Genomic DNA, 21448 nt, shown 5'->3' with positions numbered 1-21448 from the left:
GCAACCGGGGTGTGGCGCAGCTTGGTAGCGCGCTTCGTTCGGGACGAAGAGGTCGCAGGTTCAAATCCTGTCACCCCGACCCTTGTGAGAGGCCCTCTGGCCGGCGCGACGCTGGTCAGAGGGCCTCTTGCGTCCCCCGTGATCCCGGTGCGGCGGAAGCGCCCGGAGGCAGGTCGGAGCGGGCGAGTAGTATCCGCGAGCATGCCCCTGAGCGCTGTCGACGTGGACCGGTTCCAGGACGCCGCGCCCCGGCTGACGGCGATCGCGTACCGCATGCTCGGCTCCGCGGGCGAGGCGGAGGACGCGGTGCAGGAGACGTTCCTGCGCTGGCAGGGCGCCGACGTCGGGCGGATCGAGGTGCCGGAGGCGTGGCTGACGAAGGTGCTCACGAACATCTGCCTCAACCAGCTCTCGTCGGCCCGGCGGCGGCGCGAGACGTACGTGGGGACGTGGCTCCCGGAGCCGCTGCTCGCCGGGGACCCGATGCTCGGTCCGGCGGACACGGCGGAGCAGCGCGAGTCGGTGTCGTACGCGGTGCTCGTGCTGCTGGAGCGGCTGTCGCCCCACGAGCGGGCGGTGTACGTGCTGCGCGAGGCGTTCGACCACTCGCACCGCGAGATCGCGGAGATGCTGGAGGTCTCCGAGGCGTCGAGCCAGCAGACGTACCACCATGCGAAGAAGCGCGTCGCGGAGGGCAAGGCGCGCACCGACATCGACGAGGCGGCTGCGCGGCAGATCGTCGAGGAGTTCCTCGCCGCGGCCACGAGCGGCCGCACGGAGCCGCTGGTGCCGCTGCTCACGCAGGACGCGTTCTCCGTGGGCGACGGCGGCGGCACGGTGCCCGCCCGGGCCAAGGGCTTCCTGGGCGCGACGGCGGTCGCGACGTTCCTGCGCGGCCTGTTCAAGCCGGGCGGGGCGACGCGGAACTACGTCGGCGCGGCGACCGAGGTGTACGCGACGACGGCGAACGGCGGCCCCGCCGTCGTGGCGGTCGCGGACGGCCGCGTCGTCGGGATCACGTGCCTCGAGGTCACCGCGGACGGCATCGCCGCGGTCCACAACCAGGTGAACCCCGACAAGCTGCAGCGCGCGACGGCGCAGTGGGCGGCCGCGAGGGGCGGCGTCGCACCGCTCGCCGTCCTCTGACCCGTCCGGCACGGGTCGCCCGCTCCCCACCGAGCGGGTGTGATCGGCGTCACACCTCAACCCTGTCAGGAACCGGCCCGCTGCCCGGTTCAAGGGGCACGACCGCGCCGGACCGGCGCGGGCCCCTCGCAGACAGGAGCAGGACCATGCAGCACCGCATCGTCGTCCTCGGTGGCGGCTACACCGGAACCGTCGCCGCCGGCCGTCTCGCCAAGCGGCTGCGCCGCGAGGACGTCTCCATCACGCTCGTGAACCCCGAGCCGGACTTCGTCGAGCGCGTGCGGCTGCACCAGCTCGCCGCGGGCCAGGACCTCGCGCCTCGGCCGTTCGCCGAGATCTTCGCCGGCACCGGCGTCGAGCTGCGGCTCGGCCGCGTGACGCACGTGGACGTCGACACCAAGACCGTGACGACCACCGCGCCCGACGGGACCGGCAGCGACGTCGTCGAGTACGACACGCTCGTCTACGCGCTCGGGAGCGGCTGGGACGTCGACGGCGTCCCCGGCGTCGCGGAGCACGCGCACGACGTGTCGAGCCGTCCGGGCGCCCTGCGCCTGCGCGAGCGCCTGGCCGCGCTGGAGCCGGGCAGCCGGGCAGTCGTCGTCGGCGGCGGGCTGGCGGGTCTGGAGACCATGACCGAGGTCGCCGAGGCGCACCCCGGGCTCGACGTCGCGCTGGTCGCCCGCGGCGGCCTCGGCGACTGGCTCTCGGAGAAGGGCCGCGCCCACCTGCGTACGGTCGTCGACCGGCTCGGCATCACGGTCCACGAGCACGCGTCCGTCGCCGCCGTCGGGCCGGACGGCGTGACGACGGCCGGCGGCACCGTGCTGCCCGCCGACGTCACCGTGTGGACCGCGGGCTTCGCCGTCCACCCGCTCGCCCGCGCCACCGCGCTCGAGACGACGGACCGCGGCCAGATCGTCGTGGACGCCACGATGCGGTCGGTGTCCCACCCCGACGTGTACGTCGTGGGCGACGCCGCGAGCGCGATGGGTCCGGGCGGCAAGCCGCTGCGCATGTCGTGCGCCTCGGGCACGCCCACCGCCTGGCAGGCGGCCGACGCCGTCGCCGCGCGGCTCAGCGGCGGCGAGGTCCCGCGCGTCGGCATCCGGTACGTGCAGCAGTGCATCTCGCTCGGGCGCTCGGACGGGCTGATCCAGTTCGTCACGGCGGACGACCGGTCGAAGGACCGCGCGCTCTCCGGCCGCGTGGCGGTGCTCTACAAGGAGCTCGTCACCCGCAGCGCCGTCTGGGCCGTAACCCACCCGACGATGGGCGTGCCGTCCCGGCGCCGCCGGGTGGTGCGGTCCGCCGCGCGGGCCGACGAGCCGGCGGGCGCGACCGCCCTCTGACCGCACGCCGGGCGCTGCGCGGGCGAACGCGCGAGACTGAGCCCGTCGCCGTTCCCCAGGATCGCGGAGGTCGTCATGAGCGCCGGACGCCACGTCGTCGTCGGAGGCGGCCTCGCCGCCGCGAAGGCGGTCGAGACCCTCCGCGACGAGGGGTACGACGGCGGGCTCACCGTCGTCGCGCGGGAGCCGCACCACCCGTACGAGCGCCCGCCGCTGTCGAAGGACTACCTGCGCGGCGAGGTCGAGCGGGACTCCGTGTTCCCTCTCGCCGCGGGCTGGTACGCCGAGCACGACGTCGAGCTCCTCACCGGGACCGAGGCGACCGCGCTCGACCTCGGCGCGCGGAGCGTGACGCTCGACGACGGCCGGTCGCTGCCGTACGACAGGCTGTTGCTCGCCACCGGCTCCGACCCCCGGCGCATCCCGCTGCCGGGCGTCGACCTGGACGGCGTGCACGAGCTCCGCACGCTCGACGACTCCGAGTCCCTCGCCGCCGCGCTGCGCGCCGCCCACGAGGACGGTAAGGGTCGGCTGGCGATCGTCGGCGACGGGTGGATCGGGCTGGAGATCGCGGCGTCGGCCCGCACGATCGGCCTCGACGTCACCGTGATCGGTCTCGGCGCCCACCCGCTCGAGCGCGTGCTCGGGCCGGAGATGGGCGAGCTCTACGGCCAGGTCCACACCGACCACGGCGTCCACCTGCACCGCCGCGCTCAGGTCACGGGCATCTCCGGCGAGGGCGGCCGCGCGACCGGCGTCGACATCGCCGACGGCACGCACGTCGACGCCGACCTCGTGCTCGTCGCCGTCGGCGCGGTCCCGAACGTCGCGCTCGCCCGGGACGCGGGCCTCGCGCTCGACTCCACGACGGGCGGCGTCGTCGCCTCCGCGACGCTCCAGACGACCGATCCCGACGTCTTCGTCGCCGGCGACATCGCGAGCGTGCCGACCGCGCGGTACGGGCGGTCGGTCCGCGTCGAGCACTGGGCGACCGCGCTCAACCAGGGCCCGCACGCGGCGCGCGCGATGCTCGGCGCGACCGACCCCTACCCCGAGCTCCCCTACTTCTTCTCCGACCAGTACGACGTCGGCATGGAGTACCTCGGCTTCGTCGCGGGCCCGGACGCGTACGACGAGGTCGTCGTCTCCGGCTCCCTCCCCGACCGCGAGCTCGTGGCGTTCTGGGTCAAGGACGGCCGGGTCGAGGCCGGCATGGCCGTCAACGTCTGGGACCGCATGGAGGACGTCAAGGCCCTCATCCACCGCGAGGCCGTCGACCGCGCCGCGCTGGAGTCGTTCGTCGGCTGACTCCCCGTGCGCCGAACATGCGGTTGCCGCCCGTCCCACTCTCCTGACGGGCGGCAACCGCATGTTCGGCGGGTCAGGGGAGCTCGCGCTGCTCCGGGCCCACGTACTCGCTCAGGGGGCGGATGAGCGCGTTGGCTGCGCGCTGCTCCATGACGTGCGCCGTCCAGCCGACGACGCGCGACGCGACGAACAGCGGCGTGAACATCGGGGTGTCGAAGCCCATGAGGTGGTACGCCGGTCCGGCCGGGTAGTCGAGGTTCGGCAGGATGCCCTTGCGCTCGGTCATCGCGGCCTCGAGCGCGGTGTACAGGTCGAGGAGGTCCTGGCGGCCGTAGTGCGCGACGAGGTCGTCGAGCGTCGCGCGCATCGTGGGCACGCGCGAGTCGCCGTGCTTGTAGACGCGGTGCCCGAAGCCCATGATCTTGCGCTTGTGCGCGAGCGCGTCGTCGAGCCACGCCGCAGCGCGGTCGGCGGTGCCGATCTCGGCGAACGTCGCCATGACGGCCTCGTTCGCGCCGCCGTGGAGCGGGCCCTTGAGCGCGCCGACGGCGCCGGTCACCGCGGAGTGCAGGTCGGACAGCGTGGACGTGATGACGCGCGCGGTGAACGTGGACGCGTTGAACGAGTGCTCGGCGTACAGCACCATCGACACCTCGAACGCGCGCACGACCGCGGGCTCGGGCTCCTCGCCGAACGTCATCCACAGGAAGTTCTCGGCGTAGGTGAGGTCGTCGCGCGGGTCGACGATCTGCTGGCCGCGACGGCGGCGCTGGTCGAGCGCGACGACGGCGGGCAGCACGGCCCACAGGCGCAGCGCCTTCGCCTGCTCGGCCTCGGGCGAGGAGTCCTCGGCATCGGGGTCGTGCGCGCCGAGCTGGGAGATCGCGGTGCGGCACACGTCCATGGGGTGGCACGTCGTCGGGAGCTCGAGGATCGCGTTGCGGACGTTGCCCGGCAGGGCGCGGTGGGCGCGCTCGACGGCGGTCTGCTCGGCGAGCTGCTCGGGCGTGGGGAGCTCGCCGTGCCACAGGAGGTAGGCGACCTCCTCGAAGCTGCGGCGCGCGGCGAGGTCCTGGACGGGGTAGCCGCGGTAGAGCAGCGAGTTCGTCTCGGGGTTGACCTTGGAGATCGACGTGACGTCGACGACGACGCCGGCGAGCCCCTTGCGGATCTCGGGTGCGTCGGTGGTCGGTGCGGTGGGGGTGGTCATGCGGTCACTCCTTCGTGCGGCACGGGTCGCGGGTGCCGGTGCCACGGCCGGGCGGAGCGGCCGCGGCACCGGTCGGTGGTCAGGGCCGGTAGGTGAAGATGCCCTCGTCGAACGTGTTGTAGGCGGCGTAGTCGAGCAGCTCGTAGAGGCGTGCCCGCGTCTGCATGCCCTCGACCTGCCCCGCCTGGGTGCCGGTCTCGGCGATCTCGTCGAGCGCCCGCTCGGTCGCGCCCATCGCGACGCGCAGGAGCGTCACGGGGTAGATGATCAGGCGGACGCCGGCGTCGCCGAGCTGGCGGCGCGTGAAGAGCTCGGACTTGCCGAACTCGGTCATGTTGGCGAGCACGGGGACGTCGACGGCGGACGCGACGGCCTCGAACTCCGACAGGTCCTTCATCGCCTCGGGGAAGATCGCGTCCGCGCCCGCGTCGACGAGCGCCTTGGCGCGGTCGATCGCGGCCCGGAGCCCGGCGTCGCCCGGGATCGTGCCGCGCACGTCGGTGCGCGCCATGATCAGGAAGCCGGGATCCCTGCGCGCGTCGGCGGCCGCGCGGACGCGCTTGGCCGCCTCGTCGAGACCGACGACCTCCTTGCCGTCGAGGTGGCCGCACCGCTTGGGGTTGACCTGGTCCTCGACGTGCGCGCCCGCGACGCCCGCGTCCTCGAGCGCCTGGACGGTGCGCGCGACGTTCATCGGCTCGCCGAACCCGGTGTCGGCGTCGACGAGCGCGGGCAGGTCGATCACGCGCGCGATCTGCTGGGATCGGCCCGCGACCTCGGTGAGGGTCGTCAGGCCGATGTCGGGCAGGCCGAGGTCCGCCGACAGCACGGCCCCGGACACGTACACGCCCTCGAAGCCCTTGTCCTGGATCAGGCGCGCGGAGAGCGGGTTGAACGCGCCCGGGAGCCGCAGCGGCTCCCCCGTCGTCGCCGCGGCCTCGAGCGCCGCGCGGAACGCGCGCCGCTTGTCCGACGGCGTCACCTGGCTGTACAGCATCAGCGCGCCTCTCCCTCGGTCGTCTCGTCGGCCTCGTGCATGGTGAACCCGTCGCCCTCGAACTCACCGTGGGCGGGGGCGTCGTCGCGCCCGAGCTCGAAGAGCCCGGTCGGCGTCGGGACGGAGTCGAGCAGCCCGGGCCGCCCGACGATCGTCAGCTCGCGCACCTCGGCGGGCGTGAGCGACGGGAGGCGCTGCGCGAGGTCGAGGAAGCGCTCGATCTCGGCGTCCTCCAGGACGCCCGCGGCGAGCGTGCGGAACTTCTTCACGTACTGCTCGCGCCCGAACGGGCGCGCGCCGAGCGGGTGCGCGTCGGCGACGGCGATCTCGCGGACGAGGCGACCGCCGTCGGCGAGCTCGATCTCCACGCGCCCGCCGAACGCCTTCTCGGCCGGGTCGGTCGAGTGGTAGCGGCGCGTCCACTCGGGGTCCTCGGCCGTGGTGACCTTCGCCCACAGCGCGACCGTGTCGGGGCGGCCCGCGCGCTCGGGGGTGTACGAGTCGACGTGGTGCCAGCCGCCGTCCTGCAGCGCGACCGCGAAGATGTACGGGATCGAGTGGTCGAGCGTCTCGCGCGACGCCGTGGGGTCGTACTTCTGCGGGTCGTTCGCGCCCGACCCGATGACGTAGTGCGTGTGGTGGCTCGTGTGGATGACGATGCTCGTCACGTTGTCGGGGTCGGCGAGCCACGGGTGCTCGTCGTGCAGCGCGCGGGCGAGGTCGATGAGCGCCTGCGACTGGTACTCCGCCGAGTGCTCCTTGGTGTACGTGTCGAGGATCGCGGTCTTCGGCTCCCCCGGCGCGGGGAGCACGACGTCGTACGACGCGTCCGGGCCGTCGAGCAGCCACGCGACGACGCCGTCCTCGCCCTCGTAGATCGGCTCGGGCGACGTCTGGCCGCGCATCGCGCGGTCGACGGCCTCGACCGCGACCTTGCCCGCGAACGCCGGGGCGTGCGCCTTCCACGTGGAGATCTGGCCCTTGCGGGACTGGCGCGTGGCCGTCGTCGTGTGCAGCGCCTGGCCGATCGCCTGGAAGACCGTCTCGGTGTCGAGGCCGAGCAGCGTCCCGATGCCCGCGGCGGCCGACGGCCCGAGGTGCGCCACGTGGTCGATCTTGTGCCGGTGGAGGCTGATCGCGCGGACGAGGTCGACCTGGACCTCGTACCCGGTCGCGATCGCGCGGACCACGGCGGCGCCGTCGGACCCGGCGTGCTGCGCGACGGCGAGGATCGGCGGGATGTTGTCGCCCGGGTGCGAGTACTCCGCGGCGAGGAACGTGTCGTGGAAGTCGAGCTCGCGCACCGCGACGCCGTTCGCCCACGCCGCCCACTCGGGGCTCGTGCGGGTGTCGAGCCCGCAGCCGAACACCGTCGCGCCCGGCGTGTACGGGTGCGCGAGAGCCTGTCCGCGCGCCGCGACGGCCGGGCCGCGCGTCAGGCTGGCGGCGGCGACGGCCGCGTTGTCGATGACGCGGTTGATCACCATGTCGACGACCTCAGGCGTGACCTCGACCGGGTCGGTCGCGAGCTCGGCGAGCTTCCACGCGAGCTGGTCGGCGCGGTCGAGCGGCTCCGCGCTGGGGTAGACGCGCAGGTGGTGGGTGTACGGCATCGGTGTCTCCGTCGTGCGGTGGTGGGTGGTCAGGGGAGGTCGTCGGTCGCCGACCCGGCGCCGCGCAGCGACTGCTCGGCGAGGGCGGCGCTGCGTTCGATGTGGGCGCGCATCGCGGCCTCGGCCGCACCGGGGTCGCGGCTCGCGATCGCGTCGGCGACGGCGCGGTGCTCGTCCACGTGGTCGGTCGTGCCGACGCGGCGGCGCGCGGCGAGCGCGCGGTACCGGTCGACGTGGCCGCGGATCTGGCGCAGGAGCGCCGACCCCCAGCGGTTGTCCGCGAGCGCCTCGATCTCGCCGTGGAACTGGGCGCCGACGCGCAGCACCTCGTCCTCGTGGTCGCGCACGGCGTCCATGAGCGCGACGAGCCGGGCGAGCCGGGCGACGTCGTCGGGCGTCGCGCGCTCGCACGCGTCCCGTGCGAGCAGGCCCTCGAGGCGGGCCCGGACGTCGTAGACGCGGCGCGCGTCCGCGACGTCGAGCGGCGCGACGCGCACTCCCCCGGTGGGGAGCTCGACGACGAGCGCCTCCGCCTGGAGCAGGCGCAGCGCCTCGCGCACGGGGGTGCGGGAGACGCCGAGCTCGGCGGACAGCACGGGCTCGGTGAGGCGCGCGTCGGGCGCGAGCGTGCCGTCGATGATGCGCCCGCGCAGGAGGTCGTAGACGGCGCGGGCCCCGGACTGGCGGCGCGTGAGCCCGGCGTCGCCGGGCGCCGGCCCGGCGGCGCGCAGGTCGGGCGTCGTCGTCACCCGGCCATCGTGCCACAGCGATTGCGCACTTGTATACAAGTGTCGTCGGTGTGCGGCGATGTCACACGGGAGGCCCCTGCTTCGTCGTACGGGCATGAGGATCGCAGTGACAGGTGGGACGGGGACGATCGGTCGGCACGTGGTCGCGGAGCTGAGCGCGCGCGGGCACGAGGTACGCACCCTGAGCAGGCACGCGGAGCACTACCCCGTGGACGTCACGACGGGGACGGGCCTCGCGGCCGCGCTCGACGGGATCGAGGTCGTCGTGGACGCGAGCAACGCCAGCACGCCCGTCGCGCGGGCGCGCGCGACGCTCGTCGGCGGGACGCAGCGGCTGCTCGCCGCCGAGCGCGACGCCGGGGTGCGCCACCACGTCGTCGTCTCGATCGTGGGGTGCCACGATGTGCCGATGGCCTACTACCGCGTCAAGGTCGAGCAGGAGGAGGCGGTCGCGGCGGGCGGCGTGCCGTGGACGGTCGTGGCCGCGACGCAGTTCCACGAGTTCGTCGCCGGGACCCTCGCGGGCGCCGCGAGCCGCGGCGTCGTGCCGCTCCTGCGCGCCGCCGTGCAGCCCGTCGCGGCGGCCGAGGCCGCGGCGGCCGTCGCGGACGCCGCGACGCGCGAGCCGCAAGACGGCACCACGTCCGTCACCGGGCCCGAGGTGCTCGACCTGCGCGACGCCGCGCGCGCGTGGCGCGCGGCCACGGGGTCCCGCGCGCTGCCGCTGCGGGTCCCCCTGCCCGGGGCGCTGGGGCGCGCGCTGCGCACGGGCGCGCTCGTCGACCCGCACCCGGATGCGCGCGGCACCACGACGTTCCGCGACTGGCTGGCCGTGCAGCGCACGCTGCGCGCGTCCGCGCGATGACCGGGCCGGACGCGACGACCGGGCCGGAGGAGGTCGCGCGTGCGTTCCAGGCCGAGCGGCCCCGGCTCCTGCGCCTCGCCTACGCGACCACCGGGTCGTGGTCGGACGCCGAGGACTGCGTCCAGGACGCATGGCTGCGGCTGCGCACGCAGGACCCCGCGTCGATCCGTAACCTCGCAGCGTGGCTCACCACGACGGTCGGCCGCCTCGCGCTCGACGTGCTCGGCAGCGCGCGCGTGCGGCGCGAGCGGTACGTCGGGACCTGGCTCCCCGAGCCCGTCGTCACCCCGCCCGGAGCGGCGTCCCCCGTGGCGACCGCCGCGACGTCGACCGTCGCGGCCGACCCGGCGGACCGCGTGACGCTCGACGAGGAGGTGAGCATGGCGCTCCTCGTCGTGCTCGAGCGCCTCTCCCCCGCGCAGCGCGTCGCGTTCGTCCTGCACGACGTCTTCGGGCTCCCGTTCGAGGAGGTGGGCGACGTCGTCGGACGCTCGCCCGCGGCGGTGCGCCAGCTCGCCGCGCGCGCCCGCAAGGACGTCGAGGCCGGGCGCCCGCGCCGCCGGGCGACGCGCGCCGAGCAGCAGCAGGTCGTCGAGGCGTTCGTCGCCGCGTGCGTGGGCCAGGACCTGCCCGCGCTGCTCGGCCTGCTCGACCCCGACGTCGTGCTGCGCGGCGACGGCGGCGGCAAGGTCCGCACCCTGCGGCGCACGATCCACGGCGCGGAGCCCGCGGGCCGCGTGCTCCTCACCTACCTGCGCAAGCCGCCCGAGACGCTGCGCGTGGTGGACGTCAACGGTACGCCGGGCCTGCTCGTGCGCGACGTGTCGGGCGTGCTCACGGTCATGTCGTTCACGGTCGCGACCGGGCGCATCACCGCGCTCGACATCGTGCGCAACCCCGACAAGCTCGGGGCGGTGCCGCAGGACCTGCTCGACGCGGGCGGCGCGTGACCGCGGCCTACGGCCGGTAGCCCTCGGCGGGCCACGTGCCGTACCCGTCGAGGTGCTCGTCGGCGTCGCGCACGTAGTCGTCGACGGGCGCCATGCGCTCGGCCATCTCGAAGTGCCAGTCCACGAGCTCGCCGAGGGGCACCGTCGTGCGCGACGACCGCGCGACGTCGCGCCCCTCCTCCGACCACAGCGGCGGGTAGAGGCTCAGGCCCTCGTCGAGACGGACGCCGCCGACCTCCTCGTACCACCCCGGCCAGCGGACGGGTGCGTAGAACTCGGTGGTCCCGCCGCTCACCGCCCACTCGAGGAACGCGGCCTGGCCGAACCCGAGGTCGACCCACGAGAGCGAGTCGGGCGCGAAGTAGTGGACGTTGCCCAGCGGTCCCGGCAGCCCGCCGCCGTTGATCGCGAACGTGCCGCCGAGCACGTCGTACGCGACGACGAGGACGGCCGGGGCGACGCTGTCGGGACCGGGCTCGCCCAGCCCGTTGACGGTCGCGAGGTCGGGCAGCCCGGCGCCGCCCCCGCCGATGATCCGGAGCCACCCGCCGTCGACGAGCACCCCGCCCGTGTGCAGCGCGAGCGCCCCGAGCGTGGAGCGGACCGTGACCTGGAGGCGGTAGAGGACCTCGAGCGACCACGCGGGAGGCGGGACGACCTCCACGCCGGCGCGCCCGAGCATGCGGGAGAGCGTCGGCCACGCAGGGTCCTCGACCGCGGCGAGCTCCGCGGCCGTCCTCACAGTCATGGCCGGATCATGCCAGATGTTGCCGGTATCCAGGAGTCCTGGTATGGAGTGCGCCGGGTCGGACGCCCGGACGCTCCCTCGATGCGCCGAAAGACCGGTTCGGGAGCGCTCCCGGCCCGCGCCGGCCGCGCGCCCGTGAAGAGCCCGCGCGGGCCCTGCGGAGGGTTGCCGCCGACCCGGCCGCGGACCGGACCGCCCGGTACCGTCGCGACCGTGGACGACGACGCGCACCCCTCCCCTCGTGGCGACGACGCCGATGCGGCGGAGGACCCCGGGACGGCGCGCCGCCGCGGGGTCCCGGTCGCGGTGCTCGCCGCGGCGCTCGGCGCCGCCCTCGCGGTGTCGGCCGCCGTCGCCGCCCCGACCGCGCTGCGCACCGCCGCCGGCCCGGCCGCGCCGTCGACCACCGCGCCCCCGTCGCCCGGCCCCTCCCCCGACCCGTCGACCCGCACCGGCGACGTCGCCGCCCGCCTGCGCACGCTGCCCGGCGTCGCGGACGCCGTGCTGCTCGGTGCCTCCGACGAGAGCGCACGGATCACCCTCGCGTCGCCCCTGCCCGCGCCGACGGACGCCCAGGCCACCGCTGACGCCGCGAGCACCCTCCTCGCCGACGCGGCCGGCGGGGCGGCCTGGTCGCTGCGCGTCGAGGGCACCCGGCCCGGCGGCGGCAGCCTCGTCGTCGAGCACGGCACGGGCGCGGCGAGCGGCGGCGTCGACCCGGCGACGGGCGCACCCCTCCCCGACCTCCTGGGCGCGGACGCGGTCGCCGACGCCGTCCGGCTCGTCGCGCACGACGCGGTCCGGCGCGTCCACCTCGCGCCGGGGATCGCGGCGGTCGAGGCCCGCGCCACCGAGGACCTCGTCGCCGTCGCGGCACTCGCGCGCGCCGAGGACCGCGGGCTGACGAGCCTCGTCGTCGAGGGCTACGGCGTCGGCCTGTTCGAGGGCGACGGCCGCTCCGTCCCGGACGACGCGCTGCTCGCCCTCGTCACCGGCGCGGCCGCGCTGCCGTCGGTCACCCAGGTCGCGTACGAGACCGTGCGCAGCACCGTCCCGGCCGACCCTCTGCTCACGGTCGTCACGTCCGGCCCGGCCGCGGACGTCGCCCGCTGGCTCGACGACGCCGCACCCCCGGGCCCGGCGCTCGCCTACCAGGTGCAGGGATCGTCCGACGACGGGACGTCCACGACACGGTCCGGGTTCGTCGGGGGCACGGCCCCCGCGACCGCCGACCGGCCCACCGACGCGTGCGCGCCGCACGACCTCACGATCGCCGCTGCCGGGGTCGACGCCGCCGCCGGCCGCCGGTTCCTCACGCTCACCGCGCGCAACGACGGCGCGACGCCGTGCGCCCTCGCAGGCAGCCCGGGGATGCGCTTCGTCGCGGACGTCGGCACGGAGACCGACGTGCTCCTGGAGCCCGACGACGCCGCGGCGTCACCCGTCGTGCTGGAGCCCGGTGCCGCGGCCTCGGCCCTGCTGTCGTGGCGCGGCGGGTCCACGGCCGGCGGCCCGGCGCTCGTCGTGACGCTGCTCGTCGCGCCGCACCCCGGCGACCCGGAGACGGTCGTGCCCCTCACGGGTGTCCCCGGGGTCGGCGACGGCCTCGACCTTCTCGGCGGCGGTACCGCGACCGTCGGGGCGTGGGCCCTCGCCGGCTGAGGGTTGGCCGCCCGCCGGCGTCAGAGCGCGCGGCGGGTGCGGACGGCGCCGGCGAGCTCGCGCAGCAGGTCCGCCGTCGTGTCCCAGTCGATGCACGCGTCGGTGACCGACTGCCCGTACACGAGGCCGCTCGGCCCGGGCTTCTGCGCGCCCGCCACGAGGAAGCTCTCCATCATGAGACCCGTGATGCCCTCCTCGCCCTCGGCGAGGCGCGCGGAGATCTCGCGCACGACCTCCGCCTGGCGCACGTGGCTCTTGCCCGAGTTGCCGTGCGAGGCGTCGACGACGAGCCCGTGCTCCGCGACGCCGCCGAGGCCCGAGGTGCGCGCGACCGCGAGCGCCGCCGCGACGTCGTCGGCCCCGTAGTTGGGGCCCGAGCGGCCGCCGCGCAGGATGACGTGGCAGTCGGGGTTGCCCGCGGTCTCGACGGCCGCCGCCCGGCCGAGCGAGTCCATGCCGAAGAACGTGTGCTCGCTCGCGGCCGTGATGCAGCCGTCGACCGCGATCTGCACGTCGCCGTCGGTCGCGTTCTTGAACCCGACGGGCATGGACAGGCCCGAGGCGAGCTGGCGGTGCACCTGCGACTCGGCGTTGCGCGCGCCGATCGCGCCCCAGGACACGGCGTCGGCGATGTACTGCGGGCTCGTGGGCTCGAGGAACTCGCACGCGGCCGGGACGCCCGCGTCGAGGACGCCGAGCAGCACCTCGCGCGCGAGGCGCAGGCCGTGGCGCACGTCGTGCGAGCCGTCGAGGTGGGGGTCGTTGATGAGGCCCTTCCAGCCGACGGTGGTGCGCGGCTTCTCGAAGTACACGCGCATGACGACCATGAGGTCGTCGGCGAGCTCGTGCGCGACGGCGGCGAGCCGGCTCGCGTAGTCGAGCGCGGCCTCGGGGTCGTGCACCGAGCAGGGGCCGACGATGACGAGGAGGCGGTCGTCGTCGCCCGCGAGGACGTCGCGGACCTCGCGGCGGGACGTCGTCACGAGGTCGCTGCGCGTCGCGCCGAGCGGCAGGTCCGCGAGCATCGTGCGGGGCGCGGGGAGCGCGTCGAGGGCGCGCACCCGCAGGTCGCTCGTGCGCGCCTGGAGCTCGGGGCTGTCCACGGGGTCGACGGTACTCGTCGCGGCGTCGGACGACGCGGCGGGGGCGACGGGTTCGGGGTGGGTGGTCGTGCTGGTCACGGGGGGCTCCTGGTCTCTGCGGCGGGGTGGGGGGCCGCCGTGCGACGGATGCTCAGCGGCGCTCACCGGCCTGCTGCCGCCCGTGGTCCCGGAGCGGCCCGTCTCACGACGAAGGGCCCGGACGCGGTCCGCGTCCAAGGCCCTGTGCTGGCTCCGGGTGGTGATCTGTGGTCAGGCTGACGCCCGCACGGCCCCACCGGGAGCCTGCGTAAAGCGCCAATACCACTGAGAAGTCACGAGGTGACGGTAGCACAGCGCCTCCGAGGGGCGGACGGCGCGTCTCACGAGGTGGGCGTGTGGCGCTCGCGCACCCAGTCGTCGCGGGGCCGGGCGACCGGCCCGCGTCGCTGCGCCTACGCTCGGGGGATGCCGATCCCCGAGTTCGTCGCCGCCCTGCGGTCCCACGTCGGGACCGACCTGCTGTGGATGCCGGGGGTCTCGGCCGTCGTGGTGGACGACGACGGCCGGGTCCTGCTCGGGCAGCGCGCCGACACCGGGCAGTGGGCCGTGATCAGCGGGATCCTCGAGCCGGGCGAGGACCCGGCGGTCGGCCTCGCGCGCGAGGTCCTCGAGGAGACCGGGGTCGAGGTCGGGGTGGACGCGCTCGTCGCCGTGACCGTCACGGAGCCGGTCCGGTACCCCAACGGCGACCTCAGCCAGTACCTCGACCTCGCGTTCGTGTGCCGCCCGGTGTCGCCCGCCGCCGCGGCCGCCGCGCACGTCGCCGACGACGAGTCGCTCGCGGTGTCGTGGTTCGCGCCCGACGCGCTGCCGGACGACCTCGCGCGCTCGACGACCGAGCGCCTCGCCCACGCGCGCCGGTGGCTCGACGACCCGTCAGCCGGGCCGTTCTTCGTCCGCTGACGGCCCGCCCGCGCTCCCGGCCGTCGGCTCGACCGCCGGTGCGGGCCCGTCCGTCGTCCGCGGGCCCAGCCAGCGGACCGCGAGCAGGCACGCGTCGTCGTCCTGCGGGGCGCGCGCGACCACGGCCGCGAGCAGGTCCTCCCCGTCCAGGCCAGCCTCGAGCGCGTTCGTGACGATCTCCGCGAGCTCGTCGAGCGCGAGCCCGAGCGGACGGTCCCGGCGCTCGACGACGCCGTCCGTGAAGAGCAGCAGCAGGTCGCCGGGCGCGAGCGCCACCGTGTCGGCGACGCGCGGCGTCGTCCCCCGCACCCCGAGCGGCGTCGAGCGCGCCTCCCACAGGTAGTGGGAGTCGCCGTCGGCCGGCACGAGCAGCGGCGGGAGGTGCCCGGCGCACGTGTAGCGCAGCGCGCCCCGGCCGAGATCCAGCTCCGCGTACACGAGGCTCGCCATGAACCCCGTCCCGGTGCGGTCCACGAACCGGTCGAGGCGCCCCAGGACCTCCTCGGGCGGCAGGCCCGTGTCCGACGCCGCGCGGACCGCCGTGCGGAGCTGGCCCATCGACGTCGCGGCCTTGAGCCCACGACCCACCACGTCGCCCACCGAGAGCGCGACGACGTCCGGGGCGACGCGGAACGTGTCGTACCAGTCGCCCCCGACCTGCAGGTCGTGCACGCCCGGGCGGTACCGCGCCGAGATCTCCACCGCCGGGTCGTCGACGATCCCGTCCGAGAGCATCGCGCCCTGGAGCTCGCTCGCGACGGAGACGCTCTGCTCGTGGGTCGTGGCCCGCGCGAGCGCGAGCGCCGCGAGCTGGCCCGCGGCGGCGGCCGTGCCCAGGTCGAGCGGGTCGGCCCCCGCCGCGCGGCGCGGCGCGAGCGCGAGCACGCCGAGCAGCGCGCCCGCCGTGCGCAGCGGCACGACGACGGTCCCGTCCTCGCGGACCGCGGGCTCCGTGAGCTCGTCGATCGTCGGGGCGGCCAGCGCCTCGGCACCGCCCCAGCGCCGCAGCGGCCCGCTCTCCTGCGCCGTCCACAGCGCTGCGTCCCCCGCGCCCAGGAGGGTCACGGCGGTGCGCAGCAGGACCCACACGACGCCGTCGAGCCCGGCGACGCTCGCGAGGTCGGCCGCGATGCCGTGCAGGAGCCGCACCCGGCGCTCCGCGTCCTCCGCCGCGCGCCGCGCCCCCACGAGCTCCTGCTCGAACCGGGAGCGCTCGCGCGCGCTGAGCATCGCGACCTCGACCAGCCGCTCGCCGCGGACCTCGCGCTCCGTCGCGGTGAGCAGCACGGGCTCGCGGCCGTGCGGCGTCCGCAGCTCGACCGCCACCTCGTCCACGCGGCCCTCGATGTGCAGCAGAGGGCTGACGTGCGTCTCCCAGTAGATCCGGCCCCCGACCGTGAGGAGGTCGGCGAGGCGGCGGCCCGCGACGGCCTCGACGTCGGGCACCTCGATCATCCGGAGGAACTCGTGGTTCGCGTCGAGGACCCGCACCTCGGCGTCGAGGAGCAGGAGCGCGACGGGCGCGAGCGCCCACCGCTCGGCGCGGGACGTCACCACCGGTCGCCCCCGAGCCAGTCGCGCATCGCGGCGACCAGGAGCGCGGGGTGCGAGAGGTTGGGGCAGTGGCCGACGGAGTCGATGACGACGAGGTCGCTGTCCGGGAGGTGCTCGTGCACGAAGTGGCCGACCTCGAGCGGCGCGATGACGTCGACCCGGCTCTGCACGACGAGGCACGGCGTGCGGACCCGCACCAGGTCCGCACGGTTGTCGCCGAGGAACGTCACGCGCGCGAACTTCCGCGCGACCGCCGGGTCGTTGCGGCGGAACACCTCGGCGAGCTCGTCGCCGAGCGCCGGGCGGTCCGGGTTGCCGACGATCACGGGCGCCATCGCCTGGGTCCAGCCCAGGTAGTTCGCGTCCATCGTCTCGAGGAGCTCGTCGATCTCCGCCGCGGTGAAGCCGCCGTGGTAGCCGTCGTCGTCGATGTACCGCGGGCTCGGGCCCACGAGCACGAGGCGGTCGAACAGGTCGGGCCGCTCGGCCGCCGCGAGCAGCGCGATCATCGCGCTCACCGAGTGGCCCACGAGGGTCACCGGGTCGTCGGCGACGGCCTCCACGATCTCGACGACGTCCGCGACGTAGCCCGACAGGTCGGCGTGCCGGTCCGGGTCGTACGCGGTCGGGTGCGAGGCGCCGCACCCCGAGTGGTCGAACAGGACGACGCGGTGGTCCGTGGCGAACACGGGCGCGACGTAGCGCCACATCGACTGGTCGCCGCCGAAGCCGTGCGCGAAGACCATGGTCGGCCCGTCCTCGGGCCCCATGGTCCGGACGTTGTTGCGTTCGCGCACCTCCACGGGTGAAAGCGTAGGGCGAAACGCGCTCGTACGAGCAGGCGCGGCGCGGGTGAGATCGCGCGACGGCGCCCTTCGGGCGGCCCGCGGGCGCGCGCGTGCACGGCACAATGTGCTCATGCGTGTCTCGGCGAAGGCTGACTATGCGGTACGGGCGTGCGCCGAGCTCGCGGCGTCCCCCCACGGCGACCCCGTGCGGGCGGAGGACCTCGCGACGGGCCAGGGCCTGCCGGTGAGCTTCCTCGAGCGCATCCTCGGCGACCTGCGCCGCGCGGGCATCGTCGCGAGCGTGCGCGGCCGCTCCGGTGGTCACCGGCTCGCGCGTCCCGCGAGCGAGGTGACGCTCGCGGACGTGTTCCGCGCCGTCGACGGGCCGCTCGTCACCGTGCGCGACGAGCGTCCCCCGAGCCTGGAGTACGAGGGCTCCGCCGCGGCGCTCCTCGAGGTCTGGGTCGCGCTCCGCGCGAGCGTCCGCGACGTGCTCGACCGCGTGACGATCGACGACGTCGTCCGCCGCGACCTGCCCGAGGGCGTCCATGCGCTCGCCGCGCGCGCGGACGCCTGGGAGAACCCCTGACCCCTGGCCGCGGCGCGGCCCGTTAACACTGGCCCACCATGTGGTCGGCGCTTCACATACTGGACCCTCCCGGTCAACCTTGTCAGGACACGTCGGGGCCCTCCCGACGCCCCGAGCAAGGAGGCCCTGGTGCGGACCCTCGTCCTGCTGGCCCTCGTCGGCCTCGGCGCCCAGCTCGTCGACGGCAGCCTCGGCATGGCGTACGGCGTGACCTCGACGACGCTCCTGCTCGCGATCGGCACCAACCCCGCGGCGGCGTCGGCCACGATCCACCTCGCCGAGATCGGCACGACCCTCGCGTCCGGCGCGGCGCACTGGCGGTTCGGCAACGTCGACTGGGCGGTCGTGCGGCGCATCGGCGTCCCCGGCGCGATCGGCGCGTTCGCGGGCGCGACGTTCCTGTCGAGCCTGGCGACGGACGTCGCGGCCCCGGTGATGTCGCTCCTGCTCCTCGGCCTCGGGCTGTACGTGCTCGCCCGGTTCACCGTCGCCGGGCTGCCGACGGGCCGGCTCGGGCTGCCGCTGCGCAAGCGGTTCCTCGCCCCGCTCGGCCTCGTCGCGGGCTTCGTCGACGCCACCGGCGGCGGGGGCTGGGGCCCGGTCGGGACGCCCGCCCTGCTCGCGTCGGGCCGCATCGAGCCGCGCAAGGTCGTCGGCTCGATCGACACGAGCGAGTTCCTCGTCGCGATCGCGGCGTCCCTCGGCTTCCTCGTCTCGCTCGGCTCGCAGGGCATCGACCTCCTCTGGGTGGCGGCGCTGCTCCTCGGCGGCCTGGTCGCTGCGCCGGTCGCGGCGTGGCTCGTGCGGCTGCTCCCGCCGCGCATCCTCGGCTCGGCCGTCGGCGGCGTCATCGTCCTGACGAACGTGCGCACGCTCCTGCGCTCCGACTGGGTCGACGCGAGCAGCGCCGTCCAGGGCGTCGTGCTCGGCCTCGTCGCCGTGGTGTGGGCGGCGGCCGTCGTCTGGTCCGTGCGCGCGCACCGCCGCGCCGTCGCGTCCCAGCCGGAGACCGGCACGGCGTCGGACCCGTCCCCGGCACCCGAACCGGCGACCGCCCCCCGCTGACCCGCCCCCCCCGCTGACCCGGCCCCGCCGAACATGCGGTTGTCGCCCGACCTGGCGTCAGGTCGGGCGATATCCGCATGGTCGGCGCGCGACACGCGCATGCTCGTCAGCCGCGCGCGTACCGGCGCACGAACGCCGCGAGGATCCGGTGCGGCTCGCGGACGTCGCCGCGCCGCACCCTCGCCTCGACCTCGCCCGCGGCCTCGGGCGGGAAGTACCCGTAGTCCCGGTAGACGCCGATACGCGTGAGGATCCCGTCCAGGTCGAGCTCGGGGTGGAACTGCGTGGCGTAGAGGTTCTCCTTGACGCGGAACATCTGCACCGGGCACGCGTCCGACGTCGCGAGCAGGACGGCGTGCGGCGGCAGCTCGCGCACCGCCTCCTTGTGGCCCACGTAGGCCTCGAACGCGTCCGGGAGGTCGGCGAGCAGCGGGTCCGCCCGCCCCTCGGGCGTGAGGCGGATCGTCACGGGCGAGATCGGCTCGGCGTACGTGCCGTCGAGCACCGCGCCCTCGTGCAGACCGAGCGTCCCGACGCCGTAGCACGCGCCGAGGAACGGGACGTCGCGCTCGACGATCTCGTCGAGGAGCGGGGCGAGCTCGCGCTCGACCCGGCGCTGCGTCGCGGACTTGCGCTCCTCGGGCAGCGACGAGTCGAACGGGCTGCCGCCGACGATCACCCCCGAGTAGTCGCCGAGGTCGATCGCCGGCAGCGGTCCGGCCTCCATCCGGACGCGGTGCAGCGCGTCCGCGTCGAGCCCCGCGTAGCGGAGGACGGCGGCGTGCTCGCCGTCCGCGGCGGGGTCCTCGGCGCGGGAGGCGAGGAGCAGGAAGGGCCGCATGCCGGTCAGGGTAGGAGCGCCGCCCGCGCCTCGCCCGCCGGGGCGGACCGGCGGGCGAGGGCTCAGCTCCAGCGGAAGAGCCGGACCCCGAGCGGCAGGAGCACCGCGGTCCACACCGCCATGACGACGACCTGCACCGTGGGGAAGCCGGGCTCGAACCACCCCGCCGTCATCGCCTGCGACGCGGCCCCGAGCGGCGTGAGCCTCCCGATCTGCGCCACGGCCTCGGGCATGATCGGCCCCGGCGTCCACAGCCCCGAGAGGAAGAGCAGCGGGAAGTAGATCAGCGTCCCGATCGCGGACGCGGTGCTCGCCTTGGGCGCGCGCGCCGCGACGAGCGTGCCCAGCGCGTACATCGACGCGACGCCGAGGACGAACGCGAGCGCGACCGTCCCCGCGTTGCGCGGCGCGGGCAGCCCGAACACGAGCTCGCCGACGACGAGCGCGACCGCGGACGACACCACGACCGCCACGAGGTTGATGACGAGGTGCGCGACGACGATCCCCTGCGGCCGCATCGGCGTCGTGGACAGGCGCCGCAGCAGCCCTTTCTCGCGGAACGTCGCGAAGTACACCGGCATCGTGGTGAGCGCCGGGGTCGCGATCGCGGCCGCGAGCACGACGGGCACGTAGAGCGAGACGGCGGTGAGGCCGAGCCACGGCGGGGGCGCGTCCTCGATCGGGGTGCGCATGCCGGGGATGGCGAACCCGACCCCGACGAGCAGGACGGTGGGGAACACGAGCGCGAAGAACACCGTGCCGGGGTCGCGCAGCCACAGGCGCGCCTCGGTCGCGAGCAGCACGCCGAACCCGCGCCAGCCGGTGCTGCGGCGGGCGGGCGCGACGGACGGGGTCAGGGTCGTGGCGGTCATCGGGACTCCCCTCGGGTCGGCCGGGCGTCGGTCGCGTCCGGGTCGTAGGTGCGGCCGGTCACGGCCACGAACACGTCCTCGAGCGTGCGCGAGACGGTCCGGACGTCGTCGGGCACGACCTCGTGCTCGGCGAGCGCGAGCACGACGGCGGGCAGCACCCGCCGCGAGCCCGTCACCTCGATCTCCCGCCCGGGCGTCGGGGGCGCCTCCACGTGCTCGACGTCCGCGAGCCCGGCGATCGTGTGCAGCGCGAGGTCGTGGTCCGCGGGCGGGACGCGCAGCCGCACGGTGCGCGAGGTGTCGACGGAGTCGACGAGCTCCGCGGGCGTGCCCTGCGCGACGACGCGACCGCGGTCGATGATGACGAGCCGGTCGCACAGGCGCTCCGCCTCGTCCATGAAGTGCGTGACGAGCAGGATCGTCACGCCGCGGTCGCGCACCCGCTCCACGAGCTCCCACGTCGCGCGGCGGGCCGCGGGGTCCAGGCCCGTGGTGAGCTCGTCGAGGATCGCGACGCGCGGGTTGCCGACGAGCGCGAGCGCGATCGACAGGCGCTGCTTCTGCCCGCCGGAGAGCTTCGCGAACGCGACGCGTCGGTGCTCGGCGAGGTCGAGCAGGTCGAGCAGCTCCTCGACGTCCCCCGGTGTCGCGTAGAACGACGCGAAGAGGCGCATCGCCTCCTCGACCGTGATCCTCTCGTTGAGCGCGACCTCCTGGAGCTGGACCCCGACGGCGTCGCGCACCGCGGCGGGGTCGGCCTGCGGGTCGACGCCGAGCACGCGGACCGTGCCGCCGTCGGCCTCGCGCAGCCCCGCGAGGCACTCGACGGTCGTGGTCTTGCCCGCTCCGTTGGGGCCGAGGATGCCGAAGATCTCCCCGGCGGCGACGGTGAAGGACACGTCCTCGACGGCGACCTTCCGAGCGTCGGACCCCTTCGGCCCGGGGTACGTCTTGCGGAGGTTGCGGACCTCGACGACGGGCTCGGGCGCGGCGGTCGTCCCGGGCGACCGGGTGGCCGACGTCGCGGTCGCGCCGCCGGTGGGCGGTGGTGCGGTGGTCATGGTGCCTCCAGGTGGGTGTGCGCCACCCGCGGG

20 protein-coding genes and 1 tRNA gene are annotated in these 21448 nt (G+C 75.4%); 10 read left to right on the top strand and 11 right to left on the bottom strand.

Annotated elements, in window-relative coordinates:
• The first annotated feature begins 5 nt into the window (after positions 1–5).
• The 4 genes from GJV82_RS06885 to GJV82_RS06870 all read left to right on the top strand — a co-directional run bounded on the left by GJV82_RS06885 (position 6) and on the right by GJV82_RS06870 (position 3806).
• Positions 6–79, top strand: a tRNA-Pro gene (locus GJV82_RS06885).
• A gap of 122 nt (positions 80–201) precedes the next feature.
• The gene (sigJ, locus tag GJV82_RS06880; RefSeq protein WP_155098718.1) at positions 202–1146 is read left to right on the top strand and encodes an RNA polymerase sigma factor SigJ; all 945 of its coding nucleotides are present in this window, start codon (positions 202–204) and stop codon (positions 1144–1146) included.
• A 146-nt stretch (positions 1147–1292) separates the two neighbouring features.
• Positions 1293–2498, top strand: a complete 1206-nt coding sequence (locus tag GJV82_RS06875; protein ID WP_155098717.1) for an NAD(P)/FAD-dependent oxidoreductase — start codon at positions 1293–1295, stop codon at positions 2496–2498.
• A 75-nt stretch (positions 2499–2573) separates the two neighbouring features.
• Positions 2574–3806: an NAD(P)/FAD-dependent oxidoreductase gene (locus tag GJV82_RS06870; protein ID WP_155098716.1), complete on the top strand. Its 1233-nt coding sequence runs from the start codon at positions 2574–2576 to the stop codon at positions 3804–3806.
• 73 nt (positions 3807–3879) lie between these two features.
• On the opposite strand, the gene GJV82_RS06865 is transcribed toward GJV82_RS06870, so the two are convergent.
• The 4 genes from GJV82_RS06865 to GJV82_RS06850 form a co-directional block, all read right to left on the bottom strand.
• Entirely contained in the window at positions 3880–5016 is a 1137-nt protein-coding gene (locus tag GJV82_RS06865) for a bifunctional 2-methylcitrate synthase/citrate synthase (protein WP_155098715.1), read from the bottom strand.
• 79 nt (positions 5017–5095) lie between these two features.
• On the bottom strand, positions 5096–6013 hold the full coding sequence (gene prpB / locus GJV82_RS06860; protein ID WP_155098714.1) for a methylisocitrate lyase: 918 nt from the start codon (positions 6011–6013) through the stop codon (positions 5096–5098).
• Entirely contained in the window at positions 6013–7626 is a 1614-nt protein-coding gene (locus GJV82_RS06855) for an MmgE/PrpD family protein (protein WP_115943248.1), read from the bottom strand. The genes prpB and GJV82_RS06855 overlap by 1 nt, the downstream gene beginning before the upstream one ends.
• A gap of 29 nt (positions 7627–7655) precedes the next feature.
• Complete coding sequence (locus GJV82_RS06850) at positions 7656–8375, bottom strand: GntR family transcriptional regulator (protein ID WP_024841709.1); 720 nt, start codon at positions 8373–8375, stop codon at positions 7656–7658.
• A 106-nt stretch (positions 8376–8481) separates the two neighbouring features.
• Between GJV82_RS06850 and GJV82_RS06845 the strand changes: the two genes are divergently transcribed.
• Both GJV82_RS06845 and sigJ (GJV82_RS06840) read left to right on the top strand, forming a co-directional pair.
• Positions 8482–9240 (top strand): SDR family oxidoreductase, encoded by a 759-nt coding sequence (locus GJV82_RS06845; RefSeq protein WP_203231526.1) that lies wholly within the window; start codon positions 8482–8484, stop codon positions 9238–9240.
• Positions 9237–10190 (top strand): RNA polymerase sigma factor SigJ, encoded by a 954-nt coding sequence (gene sigJ / locus GJV82_RS06840; RefSeq protein ID WP_155098712.1) that lies wholly within the window; start codon positions 9237–9239, stop codon positions 10188–10190. Before GJV82_RS06845 ends, sigJ (GJV82_RS06840) begins: the two co-directional genes overlap by 4 nt.
• A 7-nt stretch (positions 10191–10197) precedes the next feature.
• On the opposite strand, the gene GJV82_RS06835 is transcribed toward sigJ (GJV82_RS06840), so the two are convergent.
• Positions 10198–10938 (bottom strand): DUF2625 family protein, encoded by a 741-nt coding sequence (locus GJV82_RS06835; RefSeq protein WP_155098711.1) that lies wholly within the window; start codon positions 10936–10938, stop codon positions 10198–10200.
• A 213-nt stretch (positions 10939–11151) separates the two neighbouring features.
• Between GJV82_RS06835 and GJV82_RS06830 the strand changes: the two genes are divergently transcribed.
• Positions 11152–12600 carry a DUF4232 domain-containing protein gene (locus GJV82_RS06830; RefSeq protein WP_155098710.1) on the top strand — a complete coding sequence of 483 codons (1449 nt, stop codon included), beginning with the start codon at positions 11152–11154 and terminating at the stop codon, positions 12598–12600.
• Positions 12601–12620: 20 nt separating this feature from the next.
• On the opposite strand, the gene GJV82_RS06825 is transcribed toward GJV82_RS06830, so the two are convergent.
• Positions 12621–13703 (bottom strand): 3-deoxy-7-phosphoheptulonate synthase, encoded by a 1083-nt coding sequence (locus tag GJV82_RS06825; RefSeq protein WP_318657391.1) that lies wholly within the window; start codon positions 13701–13703, stop codon positions 12621–12623.
• 444 nt (positions 13704–14147) lie between these two features.
• On the opposite strand from GJV82_RS06825, the gene GJV82_RS06820 reads away from it, so the two are divergent.
• Positions 14148–14645 (top strand): NUDIX hydrolase, encoded by a 498-nt coding sequence (locus GJV82_RS06820; protein ID WP_155098709.1) that lies wholly within the window; start codon positions 14148–14150, stop codon positions 14643–14645.
• Here the strand turns inward: GJV82_RS06820 and GJV82_RS20705 are convergent.
• The gene (locus GJV82_RS20705; protein ID WP_155098708.1) at positions 14619–16202 is read right to left on the bottom strand and encodes a PP2C family protein-serine/threonine phosphatase; all 1584 of its coding nucleotides are present in this window, start codon (positions 16200–16202) and stop codon (positions 14619–14621) included. The genes GJV82_RS06820 and GJV82_RS20705 overlap by 27 nt on opposite strands.
• Positions 16196–17002 (bottom strand): alpha/beta fold hydrolase, encoded by an 807-nt coding sequence (locus GJV82_RS06810; RefSeq protein ID WP_318657374.1) that lies wholly within the window; start codon positions 17000–17002, stop codon positions 16196–16198. Before GJV82_RS06810 ends, GJV82_RS20705 begins: the two co-directional genes overlap by 7 nt.
• A gap of 115 nt (positions 17003–17117) precedes the next feature.
• Here GJV82_RS06810 and GJV82_RS06805 point away from each other — a divergent pair, with 115 nt between their 5' ends.
• Together GJV82_RS06805 and GJV82_RS06800 are read left to right on the top strand one after the other, a co-directional pair.
• A complete protein-coding gene (locus GJV82_RS06805) occupies positions 17118–17576 on the top strand; it encodes an RrF2 family transcriptional regulator (RefSeq protein WP_024841700.1) in 459 nt (152 codons plus the stop codon).
• A 129-nt stretch (positions 17577–17705) separates the two neighbouring features.
• Positions 17706–18641 (top strand): sulfite exporter TauE/SafE family protein, encoded by a 936-nt coding sequence (locus tag GJV82_RS06800; protein WP_318657373.1) that lies wholly within the window; start codon positions 17706–17708, stop codon positions 18639–18641.
• A gap of 106 nt (positions 18642–18747) precedes the next feature.
• Here the strand turns inward: GJV82_RS06800 and GJV82_RS06795 are convergent, their stop codons facing one another.
• The 3 genes from GJV82_RS06795 to GJV82_RS06785 all read right to left on the bottom strand — a co-directional run bounded on the left by GJV82_RS06795 (position 18748) and on the right by GJV82_RS06785 (position 21415).
• Entirely contained in the window at positions 18748–19482 is a 735-nt protein-coding gene (locus GJV82_RS06795) for a glutamine amidotransferase (RefSeq protein WP_155098706.1), read from the bottom strand.
• A gap of 62 nt (positions 19483–19544) precedes the next feature.
• Positions 19545–20354 (bottom strand): ABC transporter permease, encoded by an 810-nt coding sequence (locus tag GJV82_RS06790; RefSeq protein ID WP_155098705.1) that lies wholly within the window; start codon positions 20352–20354, stop codon positions 19545–19547.
• On the bottom strand, positions 20351–21415 hold the full coding sequence (locus tag GJV82_RS06785) for an ABC transporter ATP-binding protein (RefSeq protein WP_155098704.1): 1065 nt from the start codon (positions 21413–21415) through the stop codon (positions 20351–20353). Before GJV82_RS06785 ends, GJV82_RS06790 begins: the two co-directional genes overlap by 4 nt.
• Positions 21416–21448 lie beyond the last annotated feature (33 nt).

Origin of the sequence: Cellulosimicrobium composti, from assembly GCF_009711085.1 — a bacterium.
In the GTDB taxonomy this organism is placed as follows: domain Bacteria; phylum Actinomycetota; class Actinomycetes; order Actinomycetales; family Cellulomonadaceae; genus Cellulosimicrobium; species Cellulosimicrobium composti.
The sequence above is the reverse complement of the archived record's forward strand: the minus strand, read 5'-3'. Positions and strand labels throughout refer to the sequence as shown.

What these genes read in the sequence shown, in the direction of transcription:
- sigJ (WP_155098718.1), top strand. Translation starts at nt 202, where the DNA reads ATGCCCCTGAGCGCTGTCGACGTGGACCGGTTCCAGGACGCCGCGCCC.
- GJV82_RS06875 (WP_155098717.1), top strand. Translation starts at nt 1,293, where the DNA reads ATGCAGCACCGCATCGTCGTCCTCGGTGGCGGCTACACCGGAACCGTC.
- GJV82_RS06870 (WP_155098716.1), top strand. Translation starts at nt 2,574, where the DNA reads ATGAGCGCCGGACGCCACGTCGTCGTCGGAGGCGGCCTCGCCGCCGCG.
- GJV82_RS06865 (WP_155098715.1), bottom strand. Translation starts at nt 5,016, where the DNA reads ATGACCACCCCCACCGCACCGACCACCGACGCACCCGAGATCCGCAAG.
- prpB (WP_155098714.1), bottom strand. Translation starts at nt 6,013, where the DNA reads ATGCTGTACAGCCAGGTGACGCCGTCGGACAAGCGGCGCGCGTTCCGC.
- GJV82_RS06855 (WP_115943248.1), bottom strand. Translation starts at nt 7,626, where the DNA reads ATGCCGTACACCCACCACCTGCGCGTCTACCCCAGCGCGGAGCCGCTC.
- sigJ (WP_155098712.1), top strand. Translation starts at nt 9,237, where the DNA reads ATGACCGGGCCGGACGCGACGACCGGGCCGGAGGAGGTCGCGCGTGCG.
- GJV82_RS06835 (WP_155098711.1), bottom strand. Translation starts at nt 10,938, where the DNA reads ATGACTGTGAGGACGGCCGCGGAGCTCGCCGCGGTCGAGGACCCTGCG.
- GJV82_RS06820 (WP_155098709.1), top strand. Translation starts at nt 14,148, where the DNA reads ATGCCGATCCCCGAGTTCGTCGCCGCCCTGCGGTCCCACGTCGGGACC.
- GJV82_RS06805 (WP_024841700.1), top strand. Translation starts at nt 17,118, where the DNA reads ATGCGTGTCTCGGCGAAGGCTGACTATGCGGTACGGGCGTGCGCCGAG.
- GJV82_RS06795 (WP_155098706.1), bottom strand. Translation starts at nt 19,482, where the DNA reads ATGCGGCCCTTCCTGCTCCTCGCCTCCCGCGCCGAGGACCCCGCCGCG.
- GJV82_RS06790 (WP_155098705.1), bottom strand. Translation starts at nt 20,354, where the DNA reads ATGACCGCCACGACCCTGACCCCGTCCGTCGCGCCCGCCCGCCGCAGC.
- GJV82_RS06785 (WP_155098704.1), bottom strand. Translation starts at nt 21,415, where the DNA reads ATGACCACCGCACCACCGCCCACCGGCGGCGCGACCGCGACGTCGGCC.